The sequence below is a fragment of the Dongia sp. agr-C8 genome (assembly GCF_054658695.1).
Genome location: NZ_BAAGHZ010000003.1, coordinates 419,829 through 439,275, shown reverse-complemented (window position 1 = coordinate 439,275; position 19,447 = coordinate 419,829). Strand labels below are relative to the sequence as shown.

Sequence of the window (19,447 nt, the reverse complement as noted above, 5' to 3'; positions counted from 1 at the left end):
CGCCTCGCGAACGAGAGAGACCGATGCCGACCGGCTTCCACATCCACCTGGTTTCCGATGCGACCGGCGAGACGCTGAACAGCATCACCCGCGCCTGCCTGGTCCAGTTCGAGGAAGTGACCGCGATCGAGCATTCCTGGACCCTGATCCGCACCACCGGCCAGATGCAGAAGGTGCTCCAGGGCATCCAGCAGAATCCGGGCCTGGTCCTCTACACCATCGTCGACGACAAGCTCAGAAACCTGCTGGTCTCGAGCTGCCGCGACCTCGGCGTCACACTGGTTCCCGTCCTCGATCCGGTCATGACCGCCCTGGCAGCGCATTTCGGGCAAACCGCCAAGGGCCTCTCCGGCCGCCAGCACATCATGGACCAGGACTATTTCCACCGCATCGCGGCAATGGACTATGCGCTTGCCCACGACGACGGCCAGTCGGCCCGGAACTACGAGGATGCCGATGTGATCCTGGTCGGGGTCAGCCGCTCCTCGAAGACGCCGACCTGTGTCTATCTCGCCAACCGCGGCATCAAGGCGGCCAATGTGCCGATCGTGCCCGGCTGCCCGCTGCCGGCCGAGCTCTTCACGGTGAAGAACCCGATGGTGGTCGGCCTTACCAAAGACCCAAGCCAGCTGGTGCAGATCCGCAAGAACCGCATGCAGATGATCGCTAAGGACGAGGATTCCGACTACATCGATCTCGCCGCGGTCCGCGAAGAAGTGGTGCAGGCGCGGCGACTCTGCAGCGAGCATGGCTGGCACGTCCTCGACGTGACCCGCCGCTCGATCGAGGAAACCGCCGCCAGCATCATCCAGCTGCTGCACGAGCACCGCGAGAAGCGTGGCTTGGCGGCGGTCCGCGAAGCTTAGTGCCGTCCCAGCCTCTCATCCTCGCCTCTGCCAGCACCGCGCGCGCCGAGATGCTGCGCGCAGCCGGTGTCGCGATCGAAATCGTCCCGGCCCGGGTTGATGAATCCGAGCTGAAGCTCTCGCTGCAGCGGCAGAAAGCCGAGGTCGAAACCGCGGCCATTGCCCTCGCCGAACTGAAGGCGCTGCAGGTCAGCCGCGCCAGGCCGGGCCGGCTGGTGCTGGGGGCCGACCAGATGCTGGATTGCAAGGGTGTCTGGTTCGACAAGCCGGAATCCCGTGCCGCCGCCAGGACCCAGCTCCTGGCCTTGCGCGACAAGACCCACCGCTTGACCAGCGCCGCGGTCCTGGCGCGTGACGGGCAGCGGATCTGGCATCATGCTGGCGCCGCGAACCTCACCATGCGTGCCTTCACAGACGCCTTCCTGGACATTTATCTTGGCCAGGCGGGCGACGCGGTCCTCGGCTCGGTCGGGGCCTATCAGCTGGAAGGCCTGGGCGCGCAGATGTTCAAGCAGATCGATGGCGATTTCTTCACCATCCTTGGCCTGCCGCTGCTCCCCGTGCTGGACATCCTGCGCGAACAGAACATGCTGCCGCGATGAACGACGAGGCTCTCTCAGTGACCCGTACGCTGACCGGCAAATCGAAGATCGCCGGAGTCTTCGGCTATCCGGTCGATCATTCGCGCTCGCCCAGGTTGCACGGTTTCTGGCTGGCGCAGCATGGGATCGACGGCGCCTATATCCCCTTTGCGACCCACCCGCGCGACCTGCCCCGGGCAATCCGCGCGCTGCCGAGTTTCGGTTTTCGCGGCGGCAACGTCACCCTGCCGCATAAGGAGCCGGCGCTCGGCCTGGTCGATGAAGTGACCCGCGTCGCCGAACGGATCGGCGCGGTGAACACGCTGATTGTCCGGGATGACGGCTCGATCCTCGGCGACAACACCGACGGCTTCGGTTTCCTGGCGCATCTGCAGGCGAGCCAGCCCGGCTGGCAGCCCCACGCAGGCCCCGCTTTGCTGCTCGGCGCCGGCGGCGCGGCGCGGGCGATCATCGTCGCCTTGCTGGAAGCCGGCGTGCCGGAAATCCTGCTCGCCAACCGCACCCAGCGCCGCGCCGAGGAACTGGCGGAGGCACTCGACGCCGCGCTCGGCAGCGATCTTGCCGGCCGCCTGAAGGTGGTGACCTGGCATCACCGCGAGGCCGCGCTCGAACGCGCCGGCCTGCTGGTGAATTCCACCCAGCTCGGCATGGCCGGCCAGCCGGCGCTGGACATGAATCTCGACGCCCTGCCGAAATCGGCGACCGTCTATGACATCGTCTATGTGCCGCTGGAAACGCCGTTGCTCGCCACCGCCCGGGCGCGCGGCAATGCCGTGGTGGACGGGCTCGGCATGCTGCTGCACCAGGCGCGGCCCGGCTTCGCCGCCTGGTTCGGCGTCGAGCCCCAGGTGACGCAAGCGCTCAGGGATTTCGTGTTGAAAGACATCCCGTGATCATCCTCGGCCTGACCGGCTCGATCGGCATGGGGAAATCCACCGCCGCTCAGGCCCTGCGGCAGATGGGCGTTCCGGTGCACGACGCCGATGCCAGCGTGCACCGGCTGATGAACCATGGCGGCGCCGCGGTCGGCTTCATCGAAGCGGCCTTCCCCGGCACGGCGCTCGACGGCGCCATCGACCGCAAGGAACTGGGGCGTCGGGCCTTTGCAGATCCGGCCCAGTTGAAGCGGCTGGAATCCATCCTCCATCCCATGGTGCGCGAACAGGAGCGGATCTTTCTCCGCAGCGCGCGGGCCCGCCGGCATCGGGTCGTGGTGCTGGACATCCCGCTGCTCTACGAGACCGGAGGCGAAAAGCGTTGCGACGCCGTGATCGTCGTGACCGCGCCTAAATTTCTCCAAGATCAGCGGGTATTGAAGCGTCCGGGCATGAGCCGCCAACGGCTCGATGAGATCGCGAGCAAGCAGATGCCGGATGCGGAGAAACGCCGATGCGCCGACTTCGTGGTGCAGACTGGCATGGGCAAGCGCGCTTCGCGCGTCGCCCTCGCCCGCATCTTGAAGAAGTTCAAGTGATCGGGGTCTTCGACAGCGGTTATGGCGGCCTTACCGTGCTGGCCGCCCTGCACGCGCGTCTGCCGCGCCAGCGCTTCCTCTATCTCGGCGACAATGCGCATGCGCCCTACGGGCCGAAGAGCGCCGCGGAAATCCTGGCGCTGACTCGGTCCGGCGTCGCGCTGTTGTTCCACGCCGGGGCTCGCGTCGTCGTCCTCGCCTGCAACACCGCCACGGCAGCCGCGATCCGGCCGCTGCAGCAGGACTGGTTGCCGATGTACTATCCCGACCGGCGGATCCTCGGCGTCATCGCGCCGATGATCGAGGAGATCGCCCAGACGCCCTGGCATTCCACCGCCGGTCCGGGTGAAGCGCGCCGTCCGGTCGAGACCGTCGCCGTTTTCGCGACTCAGGCGACCGTCGAGAGTGGTTTCTATCCGCGCGAGATCTCCTTGCGCGCGCCGAACATCGTGGTGACGCAGCAGGCCTGCCCGGAACTCGCCGGCATGATCGAGTCTGGCGCCTCCGAGACGGCGCTCCGCGAGACGGTTTCGCGCCACGTCAACGCGCTGCTGCAACGCCTCGGCAAGGCACCGGACAAGGCGGTCCTGGGCTGCACCCATTTCCCGCTGGTGGAAGCCTTGTTTCGCGGCGCCTTGCCGCCGGAGACCCAGATCCTGAGCCAGCCGGCGCGGGTGGCCGCCGCGATGGTCGCCTATCTCTTCCGCCATCCGGAAATGAAGGATTTTGCGCGGGACCCGGTCGCGCCGGTCTGCCTCACCACTGGCGAACCGGAGGCGGTTTCCACGCTTGCCAGCCGATTCTACGGGCGGCATCTTCGATTTCAACGCGTCGACTCGATAGACCCTGGGACGCTGGACTCAACGGAGACGCTGCTCGATGCGTGAAGTCGTGCTCGACACCGAAACCACCGGCTTTGACGCCGTCAATGGCGACCGGCTGGTGGAAATCGGCTGCCTCGAGCTCATGAACCACGTGCCGACCGGCAAGAGCTTCTGGAAATACGTCAACCCGGAGCGGGACGTGCCGCAGGCGGCCTTCCAGGTGCACGGGCTCTCGGCGGAATTCCTTGCCGACAAGCCGAAATTCGCCGAGGTCGCGGACGCGCTGCTGGAATTCATCGGCGATTCCCCGATCATCGCGCATAACGCCGAGTTCGACATGAAATTCATCAATGTCGAGCTCGAGCGCGCCGGCAAGGCGGCGATTCCCTTTCAGCGCGCGATCGACACGGTGGCGATGGCGCGCAAGAAATTCCCCGGCGCCCCGGCCAGCCTCGATGCGCTCTGCAAGCGCTTCAGCATCGACAATTCCAACCGCACCCTGCACGGCGCCCTGCTCGACGCGCAGCTGCTGGCCGACGTCTATCTGGAGCTGATGGGTGGCCGCCAGGCCGGCCTGATCCTGACCGAGGAAGTCAGCGTCAGCGTCGATCTCGACTTCACCGGCGGAAGGCGCAGCGCGTCACCGGGAATCGAGCTGCCGGTGCGCCCGCCCCGCCCCCATGCGCCGAGTCCCGAAGAGCTCGCGGCGCATCAGGCGTTTCTCGCCAAGATCAAGGACGCGATCTGGCTGAAGGCATAACAAGCCGGCAAGCGCGGGCTCGACCCGCGCATCTCTCTCCGGCGGCACAAGACGGCCGGGCCTGACCCGGCCATGACGGGTTAGGACTTAGCTAGGCCTTCGCGGTTTCCCCGCCCTGCGCTTCCTTGATCGCTTCTTGCAGGTCCGGCTGGCGGTCGCGGTAGAGCTGCACAAAATCCACCGGATTGATGTAGAGCGGTGGGAAGCCACCGGCCTGCACTGCGGTCGCGATCAGCTGGCGCGCAAACGGGAACAGCAGCCGCGGCGCCTCGATCATGATCAGCGGCAGCATATGCTCCTGCGGCACGCGGCCGAGGCGGAACACGCCGGCATATTCGCTCTCCACCACATAGATCGTGGTCTCGCCGATCTTCGCCTCGGCGGCCAGGAACAGCGACACCTCGATGTCCGGCGGCGTCATCGGCTTCACCCGCACATCGACCCGGATATAGCCGGTCGGCATGGTGGAAAGCGGCTGGAAGCCGTTCGCGGCATTCGGGTTCTCGAAGGAAAAATCCTTCAGGTACTGATGCACCACGGTCAGCGGGGCGGCAGCCTGGGCGGCGGCGTCGGCGGCATTGCCGGGCTGGGTGCCGCTGGGATTGGAGGGGGTCTGGTCGGCCATGAGGGTCCCTGATCTTGAAGTCGTGTATTTTTTCGCCTGGCCCTTGGACGGGACCGTTTCGCGAAGCATGTTCGGAATCGGCGCTCCCGCTAGCACCTTCGCCTGGGCTTGGCAACCGCGACGGGCCGAAGTGGCCGGCATCTTCGCTTTAAACCTCTGAAATCACAGGAGATTAGAATGGCGAATGCAAACCCGGGCGAGCTTGCCGTCATCGTCGGCGCGGGCTCCGGCCTCTCGGCCAGCCTTGCCAGGATCCTTGCCGCCGAGGGCATGAAGCTGGTCCTGGCCGCCCGCCATCCGGAGAAGCTTGCCGACCTCGTGAAGGAGACGGAAGCCAAGGCGGTCGCCTGCGATGCCACCAAGCCGGCCGACGTGAAGGCCTTGTTCGAGCAGATCGGCACGGTGCCGGACCTGGTCGTCTTCAACGCCGGCTATCGCACCAGGGGCCCCTTCGTCGAGCTGGATCCGGCCGAGGTCGAGAAGACCCTCATCTCTTCGGCTTATGGTGGGTTCCTGGTGGCACAGGAGGCCGCGAAGCGCATGCTGCCCAAGGGTAACGGTTCGATCTTCTTCACCGGCGCTTCTGCCAGCGTGAAGGGTTATGCGCAGTCGGCACCCTTCGCGATGGCGAAGTTCGCCTTGCGGGGGCTGGCGCAAAGCCTCGCCCGCGAGCTCCAGCCCAAGGGCATTCATGTCGCGCATTTCGTAATCGACGGCGGCATCGCCGGCACCACGGCCGACCGTGTCTCCGCCAACGACAAATGGCTCAACCCCGACGCCATCGCGCAGACCTACCTCGCCGTCCATCGCCAGCACCGCAGCGCCTGGAGCACGGAGATGGAAGTGCGGCCATGGACGGAGAATTTCTAGGCGGCGACGAACTCGCCCGCCTTCAGCTCCAAGTACACGCTGTCCACCCAGGTCTCGCCGATCTTGAAGGTGCGTTCGGCATAGCCGGTGCGCCTGAAGCCCAAGCGCCCGAGCAAAGCCAGCGAGCGTATGTTCCCCGGATCGACATCGGCGCGGACACTGGTGAATTTCAGCGTGTCGAAGCCATGGCGCAGCAGCGCGCCGACTCCTTCGCGCGCGATGCCCTGGCCCCAGACGTCGCGGTGAAAGAGAAAGCCTATTTCGTTGCCCATCCAGAAGGCGACGCGGCCGACCACCCGCCCCTCGACCAGCACCGCGAAGTCATGCGCATCGCCGCGGCACGTGGCGGCGACGCTCTCGGCGATCCAGGCCTCGGTCTCGGCGATCTCGACATGCGGAACGGTCGACCAGAAGCGCATGGTCTCCGGATCCGAGAGCATTTCATGCAAGGCCGGCGCGTCATAGTTCGCCAGGCGACGCAGGATAAGGCGTGGGGTCTCAATGATCGGATGGCTCATGGCCGCAAGGTGGGATCGAACTCCACGACCTCGGCATTCTTCACGTCGAGCCCGGTCAGGGTGCGGATGAAACCCCAATGGCTGACCACGCCGACATGACGCCAGTCGTTGAGCTGCGCTGCCTTGACCCGGAAATCGTTGCAGCGTCGGTGCACCGATTCATGTGGCTCGTTCTCCGGCCACCAGATCTCTTCGAGATGGCTGAAATCCAGCGCCGGCCATTGCTCGGAGAGCGCGCTGACGGCCGTGCCGATATCGCAGGTCCAGCAGGCATGCTCGTGCACGATCGGCTCGACCTCGACCGGCAGCTTCAGCACCTCGGCCAGGATCGCGGCGGTTTCGAGCGCACGGGTGTAGGGGCTGGTGATCAGGCGCCGGACCGGATGCCCGTCGCGCCGGATCCGGTCCGCCGCGCGGCGGACCTGCTCCTTGCCCTGGGCGGTGAGCTTGGGGTCGGCGATGCCGGGGTCCTTGCGGGTACGGTTGAAGACGGCGTTGAACTCGGACTCGCCGTGGCGGATCAGGATCATGGGCCGGAAGATCCATCCTTCAATCGCGGCTGGTCGGGCTCGGGCGCTTCCGAATCCACCACCGAATACTCGCCCTCGATCACGCCGCCGGCGCCGGTCCTGGGCTCCGGCCTCGCCCCGAATCCAGTGCCATAGATCTTCACGTCGAAGTGACGGGCCGCCCGGCGCAGCAGGTAGTTGCGGGTCCAGGGCAGGAACAGGAAGAGCGCGATGATATCGCTGATGAAACCGGGGATGGTCAGCAAGAAGCCCCCCAACGCGAAGCAGGCCGCGTCGATCAGGGTATGGCCCGGCTCCTCGCCGCGGGCGACGGCCAGCCGGAGGTTTACCACCGCATTCAAGCCCACCCGCTGGATCACCATGATGCCGAGGATCACCCCCAAGACCACCAGGCCCAGCATCGGAATCACGCCGATCCAAGTGGAAACCAGGACAAAACCCGGGATTTCCAGGAAAGGCAGCATGACGGCGGTCAAGGTCACGAAACGGGTCATAGTTGTTGGCGGGGCCAAGGCTTCCTATGTAAAATGGAAATCAATGGTTTACTCTGTTCCGGCGGGCCGTACCACCCGTCCAGGCCGGGGTTTCCTGCTCAGATAGAGTTTCCTGTTCAGATAGATAGGCATCGAACCGCACCGTGACCGGATTTGATCTGATTATCTTCGCCGCCCTCGCCCTGTTTCTCGGCTGGAAGCTTTATACGGTGCTGGGCCGCCGCACCGGCAACGAGCGTTCGATCGATCCCTTCATGACCAAGCCCGGCTCCGCGCCGACCGGAACGCCCAACAGCGAGCCGGCGGGCCGCGCGCCGCGTCTGGATGCGCCGGCGAACGAGGACGCGCCGCAGCCGCGCGAGGAGCGCAGCGTCCTGCCGCGCGAGCAGCGCCAGCTGGAAGCGGTGATCGCGCAATCTCCGGAATCCGCCCGCAAGGGGCTGGAAGCGATCCGCGCCGCCGATCCGGAATTCGACGCCGTGTCCTTCCTGGCCGGCTCGAAGATCGCTTTCGACATGATCTTGACAGCCTTTGCCGCCGGCGACGCCAACGGGCTGAAGCCGCTGCTGGCGCCGGAAGTCATGCAGCAATTCGGTTCCGCCATCAGCGACCGCCTGCGCCGCAAGGAGACCCTGAAGACGACCCTGGTCGGGATCATCGGCCTCGAGCTGCTCGACGCCGAGATGAAGGGCCCCGACGCGCGGATCAAGGTGAAGTTCATCTCGCAGCAGGTAAACGTCACCCAGGACAGCGAAGGCCGGATCGTCGATGGCCATCCCAACGAGGTCGCGACCATCACCGACATCTGGACCTTCAGCCGCCCGGTGACGGCGCGCGATCCGAACTGGGTCCTGATCGGCACCGAAAGCCCGAACTAAGCCTGAGCGCTAGGGGGAAACATGCAGGCTCGGCAGGCCGGACAGCATCGCCGCCCGGGAAAGCGCCGCAGCCAGCCGCACCGCCCGGGCGCCCCGCATAAGGGCAAGCGCAAAGCCGCAAAACATCCCGTCGCCAAGAAGCGCGCCGCGCGCAAGGCGGCGCAGCTCGCCGCCTTGCGCAAGCTGCTGCATCACGGCCGGCATTCCTTCACGCTGGCGTCGCTCGGTCTCTTGATGCTGGTCGCCTCCTGCGCGACGCCGAGGGTCGGCGAAGCGCCGGATCACAGCCTCGCGCTGGTCGCGACCGATTTCGACTCTCTGCCCGGCTGGGAGCAGGATCGCCTCTCCGAGGCGCTGCCGGCGCTGCAGAACAGCTGTGCCGCCTTCGCGAAATGGCCGGACGAGAAAGCCATCGGCAAGCTCGGCGGCCAGGCCGCCGACTGGCGCCCCGCCTGCAACGCGGCGATGCAGCTGCAAGCCGGCGACAACACCGGCATGGCGATCTTCTTGAAGACCTATTTCCAGCCCTACCGCGCGCTCGACCGCACCACCGACCAGGGCCTCTTCACCAGCTATTACGAGACCGAGCTCGACGGCGCGCGGGCGCGCGGCGGTGCCTATACCGTGCCGCTCTACAAGGCGCCGAACCCGCCGGTCACCTATACCCGCGCCGAGATCGACAACGGCGCGCTGGCCGGCAAGGGGCTGGAGCTGATGTGGCTCAAGGACCCGGTCGATGCCTGGATGCTGCATATCCAGGGTTCGAGTGTGGTGAAGCTGCCCGACGGCAAGCTCACCCGGATCGGCTATGCCGGCAACAACGGCCAGGACTTCGTCCCGGTCGCGCGGCTGATGATCCAGGAAGGCCTGATCCCGAAGGGCCAGGCCTCGATGCAATCGGTCAGGGCCTGGCTGCAGGCGCACCCGGCTGAGGCCAGGACCTGGATGCAGAAGAACCCACGCTACATCTTCTTCCGCGAGCTCGACACCACGGCGGGCATGCCGACCGGCCCGGCGGGCGCGCTGGGCGTCACCCTGACGCCGACCCGCAGCATGGCGGTGGACCCCGCCTTCATGCCGCTGGGCGTTCCGGTCTGGCTCGACACCCATGCCCCGGACGGCTCCCCGTTGCAGCGGCTGATGGTGGCCCAGGACGTCGGCTCGGCGATCAAGGGCCCGATCCGCGGCGACCTCTTCTGGGGCACCGGCGAGACCGCCCTGGAATTTGCCGGGCGGATGAAAAACAGCGGCCGCTACTATGTCCTGTTGCCGAAAACGGTGGCGACGCGTAACACCTTGACCGTCAGCGAGCTCAACACCGACGGACCGAATTGAGTATGCCGCCTGCATCCCAGGGTCACGTTAAGGGCCAGCGTGTCGCCCTGTTCGTGACCTGCCTGGTCGATCTCTTCCGCCCTTCGGTCGGCTTTGCCGCCGTGAAACTCATCGAACAGGCGGGTTTCACCGTCGAGGTGCCGGAAGCGCAGACCTGCTGCGGCCAGCCTGCCTACAATTCCGGCGACCGTGCCGACACCCAGGCGATCGCCCGCAACACCATCGCGGCCTTCGAGGGCTACGACTACATTGTCGCTCCCTCCGGTTCCTGCGGCGGCATGCTGCATTGCCACTATCCGGAGCTGCTGGCCGACGATCCCAAATGGGCCGCGCGCGCCGTCGCTTTCGCCGCGCGCAGCTACGAACTCACCCAGTTCCTGGTCGAGGTCGCGAAGATCAGAATCGACGCCTCGTTTCCGTCGCGCGTCACCTATCATGACTCCTGCTCGAGCCTGCGCGAAATGGGCGTCAAGACGCAGCCGCGCGATCTGCTCGGCCAGGTGAAAGGCGTGCAGATCTCGGAACTCGCCGAGACCGAGGCTTGTTGCGGCTTCGGCGGCACCTTCTGCGTCAAGTTTCCCGACATCTCCAACAAGATGGTCGAGCGCAAGACCGCCGACATCACGGCCAGCGGCGCCGACACCCTGCTGGCCGGCGATCTCGGCTGCCTGATGAACATCGCCGGGAAGCTGAAGCGCGAAGGCAGTGCCGTCAAAGTGCGCCACGTGGCCGAAGTGCTCGCCGGTATGACCGACCATGCCGCGATCGGGGAAGCGGAATAGCGCCATGGTGCAGCCCAACGCCAATGCCTTCGCGATTGAATCCACCAAGGCGATCGCGAACCCGCAGCTGCAGGAAGCCCTGAGCGTCCTGCGCGTCCAGTCGATCCCGAACCGGTTGAAGGCCGCCAACAACCTCGCCGAGTTCGAGCTCCTGCGCGACCGCGCGCGCGACCTGAAGAACCACATCCTCGGCCATCTCGACCAGTACCTGCTGCAGTTCGAGGCCCAGGTGAAGGCCTCGGGCGGCGAGGTGCACTGGTGCAGCGATGCCGAGACCGCGCGCCAGACCGTGCTCCGGCTCTGCCGCGAGGCGAATGCCAAGACGGTCACCAAGGGCAAGACCATGATCGGCGAGGAGATCGGCATCAACGATTTCCTCGAGCGGAACGGCATCGAGCCCATCGAGACCGATCTCGGCGAATACATCATCCAGCTCCGCCACGAGATCCCGAGCCATATCATCGGCCCGGCCCTGCATGTCACCAAGCGCCAGGTCGAGGAGACCTTCCGCGAGCACCACACCGATCTCGACGCGAACCGTTCCCTCGAAGAACCCGCAGCGCTGATGGCCGAGGCGCGCGCCAAGCTGCGCGACCGGTATTTCGAGGCCGATGTCGGCATCACCGGCGCCAATTTCCTGATCGCGGAAACCGGCTCGACGGTGATCGTCACCAACGAGGGCAACGGCGATCTGACGCAGACCCTGCCGAAGATGCACATCGCCATCACCTCGATCGAGAAGGTCGTGCCGACCCTCGAGGATGCGATGACTTTGCTCCGCGTGCTGCCGCGCTCGGCCACCGGCCAGGAGCTGTCGGTCTACGTCACCTTCTCGACCGGGCCGCGCCGCCAGACGGATCCCGACGGGCCGAAGGCCTTCCATGTCGTGTTGCTGGACAACGGGCGTAGCGCCTATCTCGGCGGCCCGATGCAGGAGATGCTCCGCTGCATCCGTTGCGGTGCCTGCATGGACCACTGCCCGGTCTATCACGCGGTCGGCGGCCATGCTTACGGCTGGGTCTATCCCGGCCCGATCGGCTCGATCCTGACCCCGGCCTTGGTCGGCGTCGAGAACGCCAAGCACCTGCCGCATGCCTCGTCGCTCTGCGGCCGCTGTGAATCCGTCTGCCCGGTGCGGATCCCGATCCCGAAGCTGCTGCGCCATTGGCGCGAGGAGGAATTCTCCCGCGCCATCACGCCGGCCACGCAACGCGCGGGTCTCGGACTCTGGGCTTGGTTCGCGAAGCACCCGGCGCTCTATCGCATCGCCGCGCGCTGGGGCCTGCGACTCTTGAAGGTCATCGCCGACGGACGCGGCAGCTTGACGACCCTGCCGCTGGCCGGCGGCTGGACCAAGCATCGCGACTTTCCGGTGCCGCAGGGCAAGACGTTTCACGACCAGTGGAAGGCCCGCAAAGCATGAGCACCGATCGCGACCGCATGCTGGCGACGATCCGTGCTGGCGTCTCCCGCTCGCCCACCAGGGGCGCGCCGAAGCCGGCACCCCTGGTGCCGCAGCGCGGCCAGCAGACCGGCCGCGCGCTGGTCGATCTGTTCCGCAAGCAGGCCGAAGCCGCAGCCGCAACGGTGGCCGAGGTCGCGCGCGCCGAGGACGTACCCGCCGCGGTCGCCGAGTACTTGCGGGGCCGCAACCTTCCGCCGCAGATCAAGCTGGCACCCGACGCGCGGGTCCAAGGTCTCGACTGGAAGAGCCAGCCGCTGCTGGAAACCAGCAGCGGCGCCAGCGACGGCCACGACTCCGCCGCGGTCACGCCGGTGCTGGCCGGCGTCGCCGAGACCGGCACCTTGATAGTGCATTCCGGCGATGCGACGCCGAACACCCTGCACTTCCTGCCCGAAACCCACATCGCCGTCGTCTATGCCGATGAGCTGGTCGGCACCTATGAGGAAGGCTGGACCGCGCTCCGCGCGAAGCAGGGCGGCGATCTCTCCAACGGCGCCATGCCGCGTACGGTCAGCTTCGTGACCGGGCCGTCTCGGAGTGCCGATATCGGCAAGATTCTGCTGATGGGTGCGCATGGCCCGAAGCGGCTGCATGTCATCCTGGTCGATGCCCCGAAACCCTCTGCGCGCCCGACCCTCTGAATCCGGATGGCGCGCCGCCCGATCAGCGACGAAGAGCGGGCGCTCTGGCAGATGATCGCCAAGACCGCGACGCCGCTGAAGCGGCGCCGCAAGTCCGAGCCGAAGCCGTTGCCGCCGCCTGCGGAAAAGCCCGTCCCGAAGCCTGCCAAGCCGAAGACCAAGGCGCCGCCGCCGAAAGCGCCGGCACCCGTCATGCCGCCGCCATCACGCCCGCACGAACTCACGCACGGCCACGCGGTCGGCATCGACAAGCGGCAGGCCGAGCGCTTCCGCCGCGGCAAGACGCCGATCGAAGGCAAGATCGATCTCCACGGCCGCACCCAGCAGGAGGCGCATGACGACCTGCACCACTTCCTCGCCCGCGCCCACGCTTCCGGGAAACGCATGGTGCTGGTGATCACCGGCAAGGGCATCACCGGCGCGAAATCCGGCGTGCTGCGCGAGAACGTGCCGCGCTGGCTCAACGAGCCCAGCTTGCGCCGCCACGTCCTCGCCTTCGACTACGCCGAGCCGCAACACGGCGGCGAAGGCGCACTCTACGTACTGCTGAAGCGGAAGAAGGAGGAGCGCCGATGACTCCCTTCGGCCAGCGCCTGCGCGATCTCCGGCAGCAGCATGGCCGTGCGCTCAAGGACATGGCGCGGGCGCTCAAAGTCTCTTCGGCCTATCTTTCCGCCCTCGAGCATGGGCATCGGGCGCAGCCGAAGCCGGGCTTCGTGCAGCAGGTGGCGGCCTATTTCAATCTCGCCTGGGAGGAGGTCGACGAGCTGAAGGCCCTGGCCGAGCTTTCCGATCCCAAGCCCAGCATCGACACACGCGGACTCTCGCCGCTCGCGACCGAGGTGGCGAACCGGCTGCGGACGAAGATCAAGGCGCTGGATGAGTTGGCGCTGAAGGCGATCCTGAAGCAGCTCGGCAAGTGATGTCAGCTTCCCGTCACACGCTGTCATAGCGGGAACCCTTGCCGGTTCGCCTGCGTTCGCGTAAGCCTCGTCCCAGCCCTCCCCTGCCTTTCCCTGAGGTTTCATGAACGACTGGATTTCGGCCATCATCCTTGGCGCGATCGAGGGCTTCACCGAATTCCTGCCGATCTCCTCAACCGGACATCTGATCCTGGCTGGTGAATTGCTCGGCTTCCAGGACACGACGGGCAAGGTCTTCGAGGTGGTGATCCAGCTTGGTGCCATTCTCTCGGTCGTGGTCTTCAATTTCGGTCGGCTGTGGAAGGTCTTGGTCGGGCTGCCGAGCGAACCCGGCGCGCGGCGTTTCGCCCTGGCGGTCCTGCTCGCCTTCCTGCCGGCGGTGGTGCTGGGCCTGATCTTTCACGACTTCATCAAGGAGAAACTGTTTTCATCCTGGGTGGTTTGCGTGACGCTGGTATTGGGCGGCATCGTGATCCTGGTGATCGAGCGCATCGCGCCGCGCCCGCGCTACAAGAGCATCGAGGACATCCCGATGAAGACGGCGCTGGGGATCGGCTTCTGCCAGGCGCTGGCGATGATCCCCGGCATCAGCCGTTCCGGCGCCACCATCCTCGGCGGCGAGCTCCTGGGCGTCGATCGCCGGATCGCCACCGAGTTCACCTTCTACCTCGCAATCCCCACCATGCTCGGCGCCAGCGTGCTCGACCTCTGGAAGGCGCGCCACGACCTCACCACGGATGGCTTGGGCCTGATCGCGGTCGGCTTCGTCACCGCCTTCGTCGTGGCGATCCCGGTGGTCAAAGGGCTGATCGGCTTCGTCGGCCGTTACGGGCTCGCCCCGTTCGCCTGGTATCGCATCCTCTTCGGCCTCGGCTTCGGCGTCTGGCTGCTTTACGCGGGATGACCTATGCCTTCACCCGCGGGCTTGACCCGCGGGTCTCGTGCCGAGCGAAGCCGGCTGGAGATGGCCGGGTCGGGCCCGGCCATGACGCAAGGGTTTACAGGATGAACTTGCTCAGGTCCGCGTTCTTCGCCAGCGGTGCGACCTTGTCCTTCACCATCTGGGCGTCGATGCGGATGGTCTTGCCGCTCTGCTCGCTGGCGGTGAAGGAGACTTCTTCCAAAAGCCGCTCCATCACGGTCTGAAGCCGCCGCGCGCCGATATTCTCGACCGTCGCGTTGATGTCGGTGGCGAGATCGGCCAGGGCGTCGATCGCGTCCTCGGCGAAATCGAGGGTCACGTCCTCGGTCTTCAGCAAGGCGACATATTGCTTGATCAGGCTCGCTTCCGGCTCAACCAGGATGCGCTTCATGTCCTCGCGGGTGAGCGCGTTGAGCTCGACGCGGATCGGCAGGCGGCCCTGCAGCTCGGGCAGCAGGTCCGAGGGCTTGGCCAGATGGAAGGCGCCCGAGGCGATGAACAGGATATGGTCGGTCTTGACCGGCCCGTGCTTGGTCGAGACCTGCGTTCCTTCGATCAGCGGCAGCAGGTCGCGCTGCACGCCTTCGCGGCTGACATCGGCGCCGACCCGGCCATGCTCGGAGCGGGCGCAGATCTTGTCGATTTCGTCGAGGAAGACGATGCCGTGCTGCTCGACCGCGCGGATCGATTCCGCCGTCACCTTCTCCTGGTCCAGCAGCTTCTCGCTCTCCTCGGCGATCAGCACTTCGTATGAATCGGCGACGGTCATGCGGCGCGGCTTTTGCCGCCCGCCGCCCAGCGCGCTGCCCAGCACCTCGTTGAGGTTGATCATGCCCATGCTGGCGCCGGGCATGCCGGGGATGTCGAAGGTCGGCAGATTGCCGCCGCCCGCATCCTTGACGTTGATCTCGATCTCCTTGCCGTCGAGCTCGCCCGAACGCAGCATGCGGCGGAATTTGGACCGGGTCTCGGCGCTGGCATCGGTGCCGACCAGGGCATCGAGGACGCGCTCCTCGGCCAGACCCTCGGCCTTCGCGGTCACCTGGCGCTTCGCCTTTTCCTTGGTCATAGCGATCGCGATCTCCACCAGGTCGCGCACGATCTGCTCGACATCGCGGCCGACATAGCCGACCTCGGTGAACTTGGTGGCCTCGACTTTCAGGAACGGCGCCTGGGCGAGCTTGGCGAGGCGCCGCGCGATCTCGGTCTTGCCGACGCCGGTCGGGCCGATCATCAGGATGTTCTTCGGCATGACCTCGTCGCGGATCTCCGGGGGAAGCTGCTGCCGGCGCCAGCGGTTGCGGAGCGCGATGGCGACCGCGCGCTTGGCCTCGCCTTGCCCCACGATGAAGCGGTCGAGCTCCGACACGATCTCGCGTGGGGTCAGCGCCGCGGCGGCGGATTCGGCCGGGGCTTCAAGCTTCTTCGCGGGTTCGGCCATGGCGTTACAGCTTTTCCAGGATGACGTTGTGGTTGGTGTAGATGCAGATATCGCCGGCGATCCGCATCGCCTTGCGGGCGATGGCCTCGGCGTCGAGCTCCTCGCGGTCGATCAAAGCCCGCGCCGCCGCCAGCGCATAGGCGCCACCGGAGCCGATGCCGATCAGCCCGTCTTCCGGCTCCAGGACGTCGCCGGTCCCGGTCAGCACCAGGCTGACCGACTTGTCGGCGACCGCCATCATCGCTTCCAAACGCCGCAGGTAGCGATCGGTGCGCCAATCCTTGGCCAACTCGACGCAGGCGCGCGCCAGCTGGCCCGGGTGCTGCTCCAGCTTGCCCTCCAGCCGCTCGAACAGGGTCAGGGCGTCGGCGGTCGCGCCGGCAAACCCGGCGATCACTTGGCCGGGGCCATCCGCCTTGCCGAGGCGCCGGAGCTTGCGGGCATTGGATTTCATCACCGTATGGCCGACGGTCACCTGGCCGTCACCGGCCAGCACGACTTCCGGGCCTTTGCGGACCAAGAGGATGGTGGTGCCGTGCCAAGGCGAAAGGCCGTGGGCGGCGGCGTCTTGGGAGGAGTTCTGCGACATGGGGCTCAAATAGGTTAACGAGGCCGGGGATTCAACTGGGGCGTTCAAGCTGCGGCTGCTTGGCCTCTCGGGATAACGCTGGTAAGAAACCCGCCCAGCACGGCTTTGGCAAGGTATTGGACCCCTTCGATGCAGGCTTTCGGGCGTAAGGCGAGCGTTCAACGGAAGACCAAGGAAACCGAGATCTCGGTCTCAGTCGATCTCGACGGCTCGGGCAAGTCCGAGATCGCGACCGGGATCGGCTTCCTGGACCATATGCTGGAGCAGCTCTCGCGCCACAGCCTGATCGACCTCACCGTCAAGGCGAAGGGCGATCTCCACATCGACTTCCACCACACCACCGAGGACACCGGCATCGCCATCGGCGAGGCGGTTTCTCAGGCTTTGGGCGAGCGGCGCGGCATCAACCGCTACGGCGATGCCATGATCCCGATGGACGAGACCCTCACGCGGGTGGCGCTCGATGCCTCCAACCGGCCTTATCTCATCTGGAAGGTGAATTTCACCAAGCCGAAGCTCGGCGAGATGGACACCGAGCTCTTCAAGGAATGGTTCCAGGCCTTCGCGCAGGCGGCCGGCCTCACACTCCATGTCGAGAACCTCTACGGTGAGAACAACCACCACATCGTCGAGAGCTGCTACAAGGGCCTCGCGCGCGCACTCCGCGTTGCGGTCGAGATCGATCCCCGCAAGTCCGATGCGATCCCCTCGACCAAGGGCGTGCTCGGCGGAACGCTGAAAGCCTGACATGGCCGTCGTGGTCGTCGATTACGGCGCGGGAAATCTGAAATCCGCCGCCAAGGCGCTCATGGAAGCGGCGAAGGGCAGCGGCATCGACGTCGCGGTCAGTGCCGATCCCGCGGCCGTGCGGGCCGCCGACCGGATCGTGCTCCCGGGTGTCGGCGCCTTTGCTGATTGCAAGGCGGGGCTCGAAGCCTTGCCGGGCATGATCGAGGCGCTGAACGAGGCGGTGCTGAACAAGCAGCGCCCCTTCCTCGGTATTTGCGTCGGCATGCAGCTGATGGCGACGCTTGGCATCGAATATGGCGAGCACCGCGGCCTCGACTGGATCAAGGGCAAGGTCGTCAAGCTCAAGCCCAGCGACGCGAGCCTGAAAATCCCGCAGATCGGCTGGAACAACCTCACCGCCTCGACGCATCCGGTCTTGCGGGGCCTGCCGAAGGACGCGGACGCCTATTTCGTGCATTCCTATCATTTCGTCGCCGATCATGACGCAGACGTGCTGTCGCGCATCGACTATGGCGGGCCGGTGGTCGCGGCGATCGGGCGCGACAACATGCTCGGCGTGCAGTTTCACCCGGAGAAGAGCCAGGCCGTCGGCCTGAGGCTTCTCGGCGACTTCCTGAAGTGGCGTCCCCAATGATCTTGTTCCCCGCGATCGACCTCAAGAACGGCCAATGCGTGCGCCTGCGCCAAGGCGACATGGGCCAGGTCACCCTGTTCAACGCCGACCCCGCCGACCAGGCCGGCAAGTTCCTGCGCGACGGCGCCGAATGGCTGCACCTCGTCGACCTCGACGGCGCCTTTGCCGGCGCGCCGGTCAACGCCGCCGCGGTGGAAGCCATCCTCAAGGCCGTGAAGATCCCGGTGCAGCTCGGCGGCGGCATCCGCGACCTGGCGCGGATCGAGGATTGGTTGAAGAAGGGTATCGCCCGCGTCATCCTCGGCACCGTCGCGCTAAAGAAGCCGGAGCTGGTGAAGGGTGCGGCGCAACTCTTTCCGAAACGCATTGCCGTCGGCATCGATGCCAAGGCCGGCCGGGTCGCGGTCGAGGGCTGGGCCGAGACCAGCGATGTGACGGCGCTCGACCTCGCCCGCCGCTTCGAGGATGCCGGCGTCGCCGCGATCATCTACACCGACATCGACCGTGACGGCCTGCTGCAGGGCGTAAACGCCGAAGCCACCGCCGAGCTCGCGTCCCGCCTTACCATCCCGGTGATCGCCTCGGGCGGGGTCGCTGGTCCCGAAGACCTCGACCGTTTGAAAGCGGTGCTGCCGCAATCGAAGAAGGCCGGCGGCGGGATCGCCGGCGTCATCGCCGGCCGCGCGCTCTATGATGGCCGACTGGACTTGCGCGCCGCGATCACTGCCTTGAAGGCCGCCTAAGGGGAGTTCGGGCATGCTGAAGATGCGCATCATCCCCTGTCTCGACGTGAAGGATGGGCGCGTGGTGAAGGGCGTCAACTTCGTCAACCTGGTCGATGCCGGCGATCCGGTCGAGCAAGCGCGGGTCTACGACCAGGCTGGTGCCGATGAGCTCTGCTTCCTCGACATCACCGCCTCCTCGGACAACCGCGACACGCTTTACGACGTGGTGCAGCGGACCGCCGAAGCCTGCTTCATGCCGCTGACCGTCGGTGGCGGCGTGCGCAAGATCGAGGACATCCGCAAGCTGCTGCTCTCCGGTGCCGACAAGGTCTCGATCAACACCGCGGCCGTGAGCGACCCGGACTTCGTCAAACAGGCGGCGCAGAAATTCGGCGACCAGTGCATCGTGGTCTCGATCGACGCCAAGGAGACGGTACCGGGCAGGTTCGAGATCTTCACCCATGGCGGCCGCAACGCCACCGGTATCGACGCCGTAGGTTTTGCCAAACGCATGGCCGAGAACGGCGCCGGCGAGCTGCTGGTCACCTCGATGGACCGTGACGGCACCCGGGCCGGTTACAATCTGGCGCTGACGCGCGCGATCGCCGATGCGGTCACCGTGCCGGTGATCGCGTCGGGCGGCGTCGGCACGCTGGACCATCTGGTCGAAGGTATCCGCGACGGCCATGCGACCGCGGTTCTGGCCGCATCCATTTTCCACTTTGGCACCTATACGATTGCCGAGGCCAAGGCGCATATGGCGAAAGCCGGCCTGCCGATGCGGCTGGTGCGTTAGGGG

Annotated in this window: 25 protein-coding genes; 19 read left to right on the top strand and 6 right to left on the bottom strand. The window is 66.2% G+C overall.

What is annotated here, in order from left to right; genetic code table 11:
• Positions 1 to 23 precede the first annotated feature (23 nt).
• From ACYQ4T_RS16270 to dnaQ, 6 genes are read left to right on the top strand one after another with little or no spacing between them, the layout of a single operon-like run.
• On the top strand, positions 24 to 866 hold the full coding sequence (locus tag ACYQ4T_RS16270; RefSeq protein WP_459856174.1) for a pyruvate, water dikinase regulatory protein: 843 nt from the start codon (positions 24 to 26) through the stop codon (positions 864 to 866).
• Positions 866 to 1,468, top strand: a complete 603-nt coding sequence (locus ACYQ4T_RS16265) for a Maf family protein (RefSeq protein WP_459856171.1) — start codon at positions 866 to 868, stop codon at positions 1,466 to 1,468. The genes ACYQ4T_RS16270 and ACYQ4T_RS16265 overlap by 1 nt, the downstream gene beginning before the upstream one ends.
• Positions 1,469 to 1,485: 17 nt before the next feature.
• Positions 1,486 to 2,361, top strand: a complete 876-nt coding sequence (locus tag ACYQ4T_RS16260) for a shikimate dehydrogenase (RefSeq protein WP_459856168.1) — start codon at positions 1,486 to 1,488, stop codon at positions 2,359 to 2,361.
• Entirely contained in the window at positions 2,358 to 2,942 is a 585-nt protein-coding gene (gene coaE, locus ACYQ4T_RS16255) for a dephospho-CoA kinase (protein WP_459856165.1), read from the top strand. The genes ACYQ4T_RS16260 and coaE overlap by 4 nt, the downstream gene beginning before the upstream one ends.
• A complete protein-coding gene (locus tag ACYQ4T_RS16250) occupies positions 2,939 to 3,829 on the top strand; it encodes a glutamate racemase (RefSeq protein ID WP_459856163.1) in 891 nt (296 codons plus the stop codon). Before coaE ends, ACYQ4T_RS16250 begins: the two co-directional genes overlap by 4 nt.
• Positions 3,822 to 4,526, top strand: a complete 705-nt coding sequence (gene dnaQ, locus ACYQ4T_RS16245) for a DNA polymerase III subunit epsilon (protein WP_459856159.1) — start codon at positions 3,822 to 3,824, stop codon at positions 4,524 to 4,526. The genes ACYQ4T_RS16250 and dnaQ overlap by 8 nt, the downstream gene beginning before the upstream one ends.
• Before the next feature lie 91 nt (positions 4,527 to 4,617).
• Here the strand turns inward: dnaQ and secB are convergent, their stop codons facing one another.
• Entirely contained in the window at positions 4,618 to 5,151 is a 534-nt protein-coding gene (secB, locus tag ACYQ4T_RS16240; RefSeq protein ID WP_459856157.1) for a protein-export chaperone SecB, read from the bottom strand.
• Positions 5,152 to 5,328: 177 nt separating this feature from the next.
• On the opposite strand from secB, the gene ACYQ4T_RS16235 reads away from it, so the two are divergent.
• A complete protein-coding gene (locus ACYQ4T_RS16235; RefSeq protein ID WP_459856155.1) occupies positions 5,329 to 6,021 on the top strand; it encodes an SDR family NAD(P)-dependent oxidoreductase in 693 nt (230 codons plus the stop codon).
• Here ACYQ4T_RS16235 and ACYQ4T_RS16230 read toward each other — a convergent pair.
• From ACYQ4T_RS16230 to ACYQ4T_RS16220, 3 genes are read right to left on the bottom strand one after another with little or no spacing between them, the layout of a single operon-like run.
• Positions 6,018 to 6,539 (bottom strand): GNAT family N-acetyltransferase, encoded by a 522-nt coding sequence (locus ACYQ4T_RS16230; RefSeq protein WP_459856153.1) that lies wholly within the window; start codon positions 6,537 to 6,539, stop codon positions 6,018 to 6,020. The genes ACYQ4T_RS16235 and ACYQ4T_RS16230 overlap by 4 nt on opposite strands.
• Positions 6,536 to 7,069 carry a histidine phosphatase family protein gene (locus tag ACYQ4T_RS16225; RefSeq protein WP_459856151.1) on the bottom strand — a complete coding sequence of 178 codons (534 nt, stop codon included), beginning with the start codon at positions 7,067 to 7,069 and terminating at the stop codon, positions 6,536 to 6,538. The genes ACYQ4T_RS16230 and ACYQ4T_RS16225 overlap by 4 nt, the downstream gene beginning before the upstream one ends.
• On the bottom strand, positions 7,066 to 7,551 hold the full coding sequence (locus ACYQ4T_RS16220; protein WP_459856149.1) for an FxsA family protein: 486 nt from the start codon (positions 7,549 to 7,551) through the stop codon (positions 7,066 to 7,068). The genes ACYQ4T_RS16225 and ACYQ4T_RS16220 overlap by 4 nt, the downstream gene beginning before the upstream one ends.
• Positions 7,552 to 7,706: 155 nt before the next feature.
• On the opposite strand from ACYQ4T_RS16220, the gene ACYQ4T_RS16215 reads away from it, so the two are divergent.
• The 8 genes from ACYQ4T_RS16215 to ACYQ4T_RS16180 all read left to right on the top strand — a co-directional run bounded on the left by ACYQ4T_RS16215 (position 7,707) and on the right by ACYQ4T_RS16180 (position 14,491).
• Complete coding sequence (locus ACYQ4T_RS16215) at positions 7,707 to 8,441, top strand: Tim44/TimA family putative adaptor protein (RefSeq protein ID WP_459856147.1); 735 nt, start codon at positions 7,707 to 7,709, stop codon at positions 8,439 to 8,441.
• A 21-nt stretch (positions 8,442 to 8,462) separates the two neighbouring features.
• The gene (gene mltA, locus ACYQ4T_RS16210) at positions 8,463 to 9,776 is read left to right on the top strand and encodes a murein transglycosylase A (RefSeq protein ID WP_459856145.1); all 1,314 of its coding nucleotides are present in this window, start codon (positions 8,463 to 8,465) and stop codon (positions 9,774 to 9,776) included.
• A 2-nt stretch (positions 9,777 to 9,778) separates the two neighbouring features.
• On the top strand, positions 9,779 to 10,558 hold the full coding sequence (locus ACYQ4T_RS16205) for a (Fe-S)-binding protein (RefSeq protein ID WP_459856143.1): 780 nt from the start codon (positions 9,779 to 9,781) through the stop codon (positions 10,556 to 10,558).
• Positions 10,559 to 10,562: 4 nt separating this feature from the next.
• Positions 10,563 to 11,981, top strand: coding sequence for a LutB/LldF family L-lactate oxidation iron-sulfur protein (locus ACYQ4T_RS16200; protein WP_459856141.1), 1,419 nt, complete (start codon positions 10,563 to 10,565; stop codon positions 11,979 to 11,981).
• Positions 11,978 to 12,664, top strand: coding sequence for a LutC/YkgG family protein (locus tag ACYQ4T_RS16195; protein ID WP_459856139.1), 687 nt, complete (start codon positions 11,978 to 11,980; stop codon positions 12,662 to 12,664). The genes ACYQ4T_RS16200 and ACYQ4T_RS16195 overlap by 4 nt, the downstream gene beginning before the upstream one ends.
• Positions 12,665 to 12,670: 6 nt before the next feature.
• Positions 12,671 to 13,240, top strand: coding sequence for a Smr/MutS family protein (locus ACYQ4T_RS16190; protein ID WP_459856137.1), 570 nt, complete (start codon positions 12,671 to 12,673; stop codon positions 13,238 to 13,240).
• Positions 13,237 to 13,587 carry a helix-turn-helix domain-containing protein gene (locus tag ACYQ4T_RS16185; RefSeq protein ID WP_459856135.1) on the top strand — a complete coding sequence of 117 codons (351 nt, stop codon included), beginning with the start codon at positions 13,237 to 13,239 and terminating at the stop codon, positions 13,585 to 13,587. The genes ACYQ4T_RS16190 and ACYQ4T_RS16185 overlap by 4 nt, the downstream gene beginning before the upstream one ends.
• A gap of 103 nt (positions 13,588 to 13,690) precedes the next feature.
• Entirely contained in the window at positions 13,691 to 14,491 is an 801-nt protein-coding gene (locus tag ACYQ4T_RS16180) for an undecaprenyl-diphosphate phosphatase (protein WP_459856133.1), read from the top strand.
• A gap of 94 nt (positions 14,492 to 14,585) precedes the next feature.
• On the opposite strand, the gene hslU is transcribed toward ACYQ4T_RS16180, so the two are convergent.
• Together hslU and hslV are read right to left on the bottom strand one after the other, a co-directional pair.
• Positions 14,586 to 15,950 (bottom strand): ATP-dependent protease ATPase subunit HslU, encoded by a 1,365-nt coding sequence (gene hslU / locus ACYQ4T_RS16175; RefSeq protein WP_459856131.1) that lies wholly within the window; start codon positions 15,948 to 15,950, stop codon positions 14,586 to 14,588.
• Positions 15,951 to 15,954: 4 nt separating this feature from the next.
• Entirely contained in the window at positions 15,955 to 16,539 is a 585-nt protein-coding gene (hslV, locus tag ACYQ4T_RS16170; protein ID WP_459856129.1) for an ATP-dependent protease subunit HslV, read from the bottom strand.
• A gap of 129 nt (positions 16,540 to 16,668) precedes the next feature.
• On the opposite strand from hslV, the gene hisB reads away from it, so the two are divergent.
• From hisB to hisF, 4 genes are read left to right on the top strand one after another with little or no spacing between them, the layout of a single operon-like run.
• Positions 16,669 to 17,286, top strand: coding sequence for an imidazoleglycerol-phosphate dehydratase HisB (gene hisB, locus ACYQ4T_RS16165; RefSeq protein ID WP_459856127.1), 618 nt, complete (start codon positions 16,669 to 16,671; stop codon positions 17,284 to 17,286).
• A gap of 1 nt (position 17,287) precedes the next feature.
• Entirely contained in the window at positions 17,288 to 17,923 is a 636-nt protein-coding gene (gene hisH, locus ACYQ4T_RS16160; RefSeq protein ID WP_459856125.1) for an imidazole glycerol phosphate synthase subunit HisH, read from the top strand.
• On the top strand, positions 17,920 to 18,666 hold the full coding sequence (gene hisA / locus ACYQ4T_RS16155) for a 1-(5-phosphoribosyl)-5-[(5-phosphoribosylamino)methylideneamino]imidazole-4-carboxamide isomerase (protein WP_459856122.1): 747 nt from the start codon (positions 17,920 to 17,922) through the stop codon (positions 18,664 to 18,666). Before hisH ends, hisA begins: the two co-directional genes overlap by 4 nt.
• A gap of 13 nt (positions 18,667 to 18,679) precedes the next feature.
• Entirely contained in the window at positions 18,680 to 19,444 is a 765-nt protein-coding gene (gene hisF, locus ACYQ4T_RS16150; protein WP_459856120.1) for an imidazole glycerol phosphate synthase subunit HisF, read from the top strand.
• The last annotated feature ends 3 nt before the right edge of the window (positions 19,445 to 19,447 follow it).

Coding starts and splice junctions, on each gene's coding strand:
- ACYQ4T_RS16270 (WP_459856174.1), top strand. CDS start 24: ATGCCGACCGGCTTCCACATCCACCTGGTTTCCGATGCGACCGGCGAG.
- dnaQ (WP_459856159.1), top strand. CDS start 3,822: ATGCGTGAAGTCGTGCTCGACACCGAAACCACCGGCTTTGACGCCGTC.
- secB (WP_459856157.1), bottom strand. CDS start 5,151: ATGGCCGACCAGACCCCCTCCAATCCCAGCGGCACCCAGCCCGGCAAT.
- ACYQ4T_RS16235 (WP_459856155.1), top strand. CDS start 5,329: ATGGCGAATGCAAACCCGGGCGAGCTTGCCGTCATCGTCGGCGCGGGC.
- ACYQ4T_RS16230 (WP_459856153.1), bottom strand. CDS start 6,539: ATGAGCCATCCGATCATTGAGACCCCACGCCTTATCCTGCGTCGCCTG.
- ACYQ4T_RS16225 (WP_459856151.1), bottom strand. CDS start 7,069: ATGATCCTGATCCGCCACGGCGAGTCCGAGTTCAACGCCGTCTTCAAC.
- mltA (WP_459856145.1), top strand. CDS start 8,463: ATGCAGGCTCGGCAGGCCGGACAGCATCGCCGCCCGGGAAAGCGCCGC.
- ACYQ4T_RS16205 (WP_459856143.1), top strand. CDS start 9,779: ATGCCGCCTGCATCCCAGGGTCACGTTAAGGGCCAGCGTGTCGCCCTG.
- ACYQ4T_RS16200 (WP_459856141.1), top strand. CDS start 10,563: ATGGTGCAGCCCAACGCCAATGCCTTCGCGATTGAATCCACCAAGGCG.
- ACYQ4T_RS16195 (WP_459856139.1), top strand. CDS start 11,978: ATGAGCACCGATCGCGACCGCATGCTGGCGACGATCCGTGCTGGCGTC.
- ACYQ4T_RS16190 (WP_459856137.1), top strand. CDS start 12,671: ATGGCGCGCCGCCCGATCAGCGACGAAGAGCGGGCGCTCTGGCAGATG.
- ACYQ4T_RS16185 (WP_459856135.1), top strand. CDS start 13,237: ATGACTCCCTTCGGCCAGCGCCTGCGCGATCTCCGGCAGCAGCATGGC.
- ACYQ4T_RS16180 (WP_459856133.1), top strand. CDS start 13,691: ATGAACGACTGGATTTCGGCCATCATCCTTGGCGCGATCGAGGGCTTC.
- hslU (WP_459856131.1), bottom strand. CDS start 15,950: ATGGCCGAACCCGCGAAGAAGCTTGAAGCCCCGGCCGAATCCGCCGCC.
- hslV (WP_459856129.1), bottom strand. CDS start 16,539: ATGTCGCAGAACTCCTCCCAAGACGCCGCCGCCCACGGCCTTTCGCCT.
- hisB (WP_459856127.1), top strand. CDS start 16,669: ATGCAGGCTTTCGGGCGTAAGGCGAGCGTTCAACGGAAGACCAAGGAA.
- hisH (WP_459856125.1), top strand. CDS start 17,288: ATGGCCGTCGTGGTCGTCGATTACGGCGCGGGAAATCTGAAATCCGCC.
- hisA (WP_459856122.1), top strand. CDS start 17,920: ATGATCTTGTTCCCCGCGATCGACCTCAAGAACGGCCAATGCGTGCGC.
- hisF (WP_459856120.1), top strand. CDS start 18,680: ATGCTGAAGATGCGCATCATCCCCTGTCTCGACGTGAAGGATGGGCGC.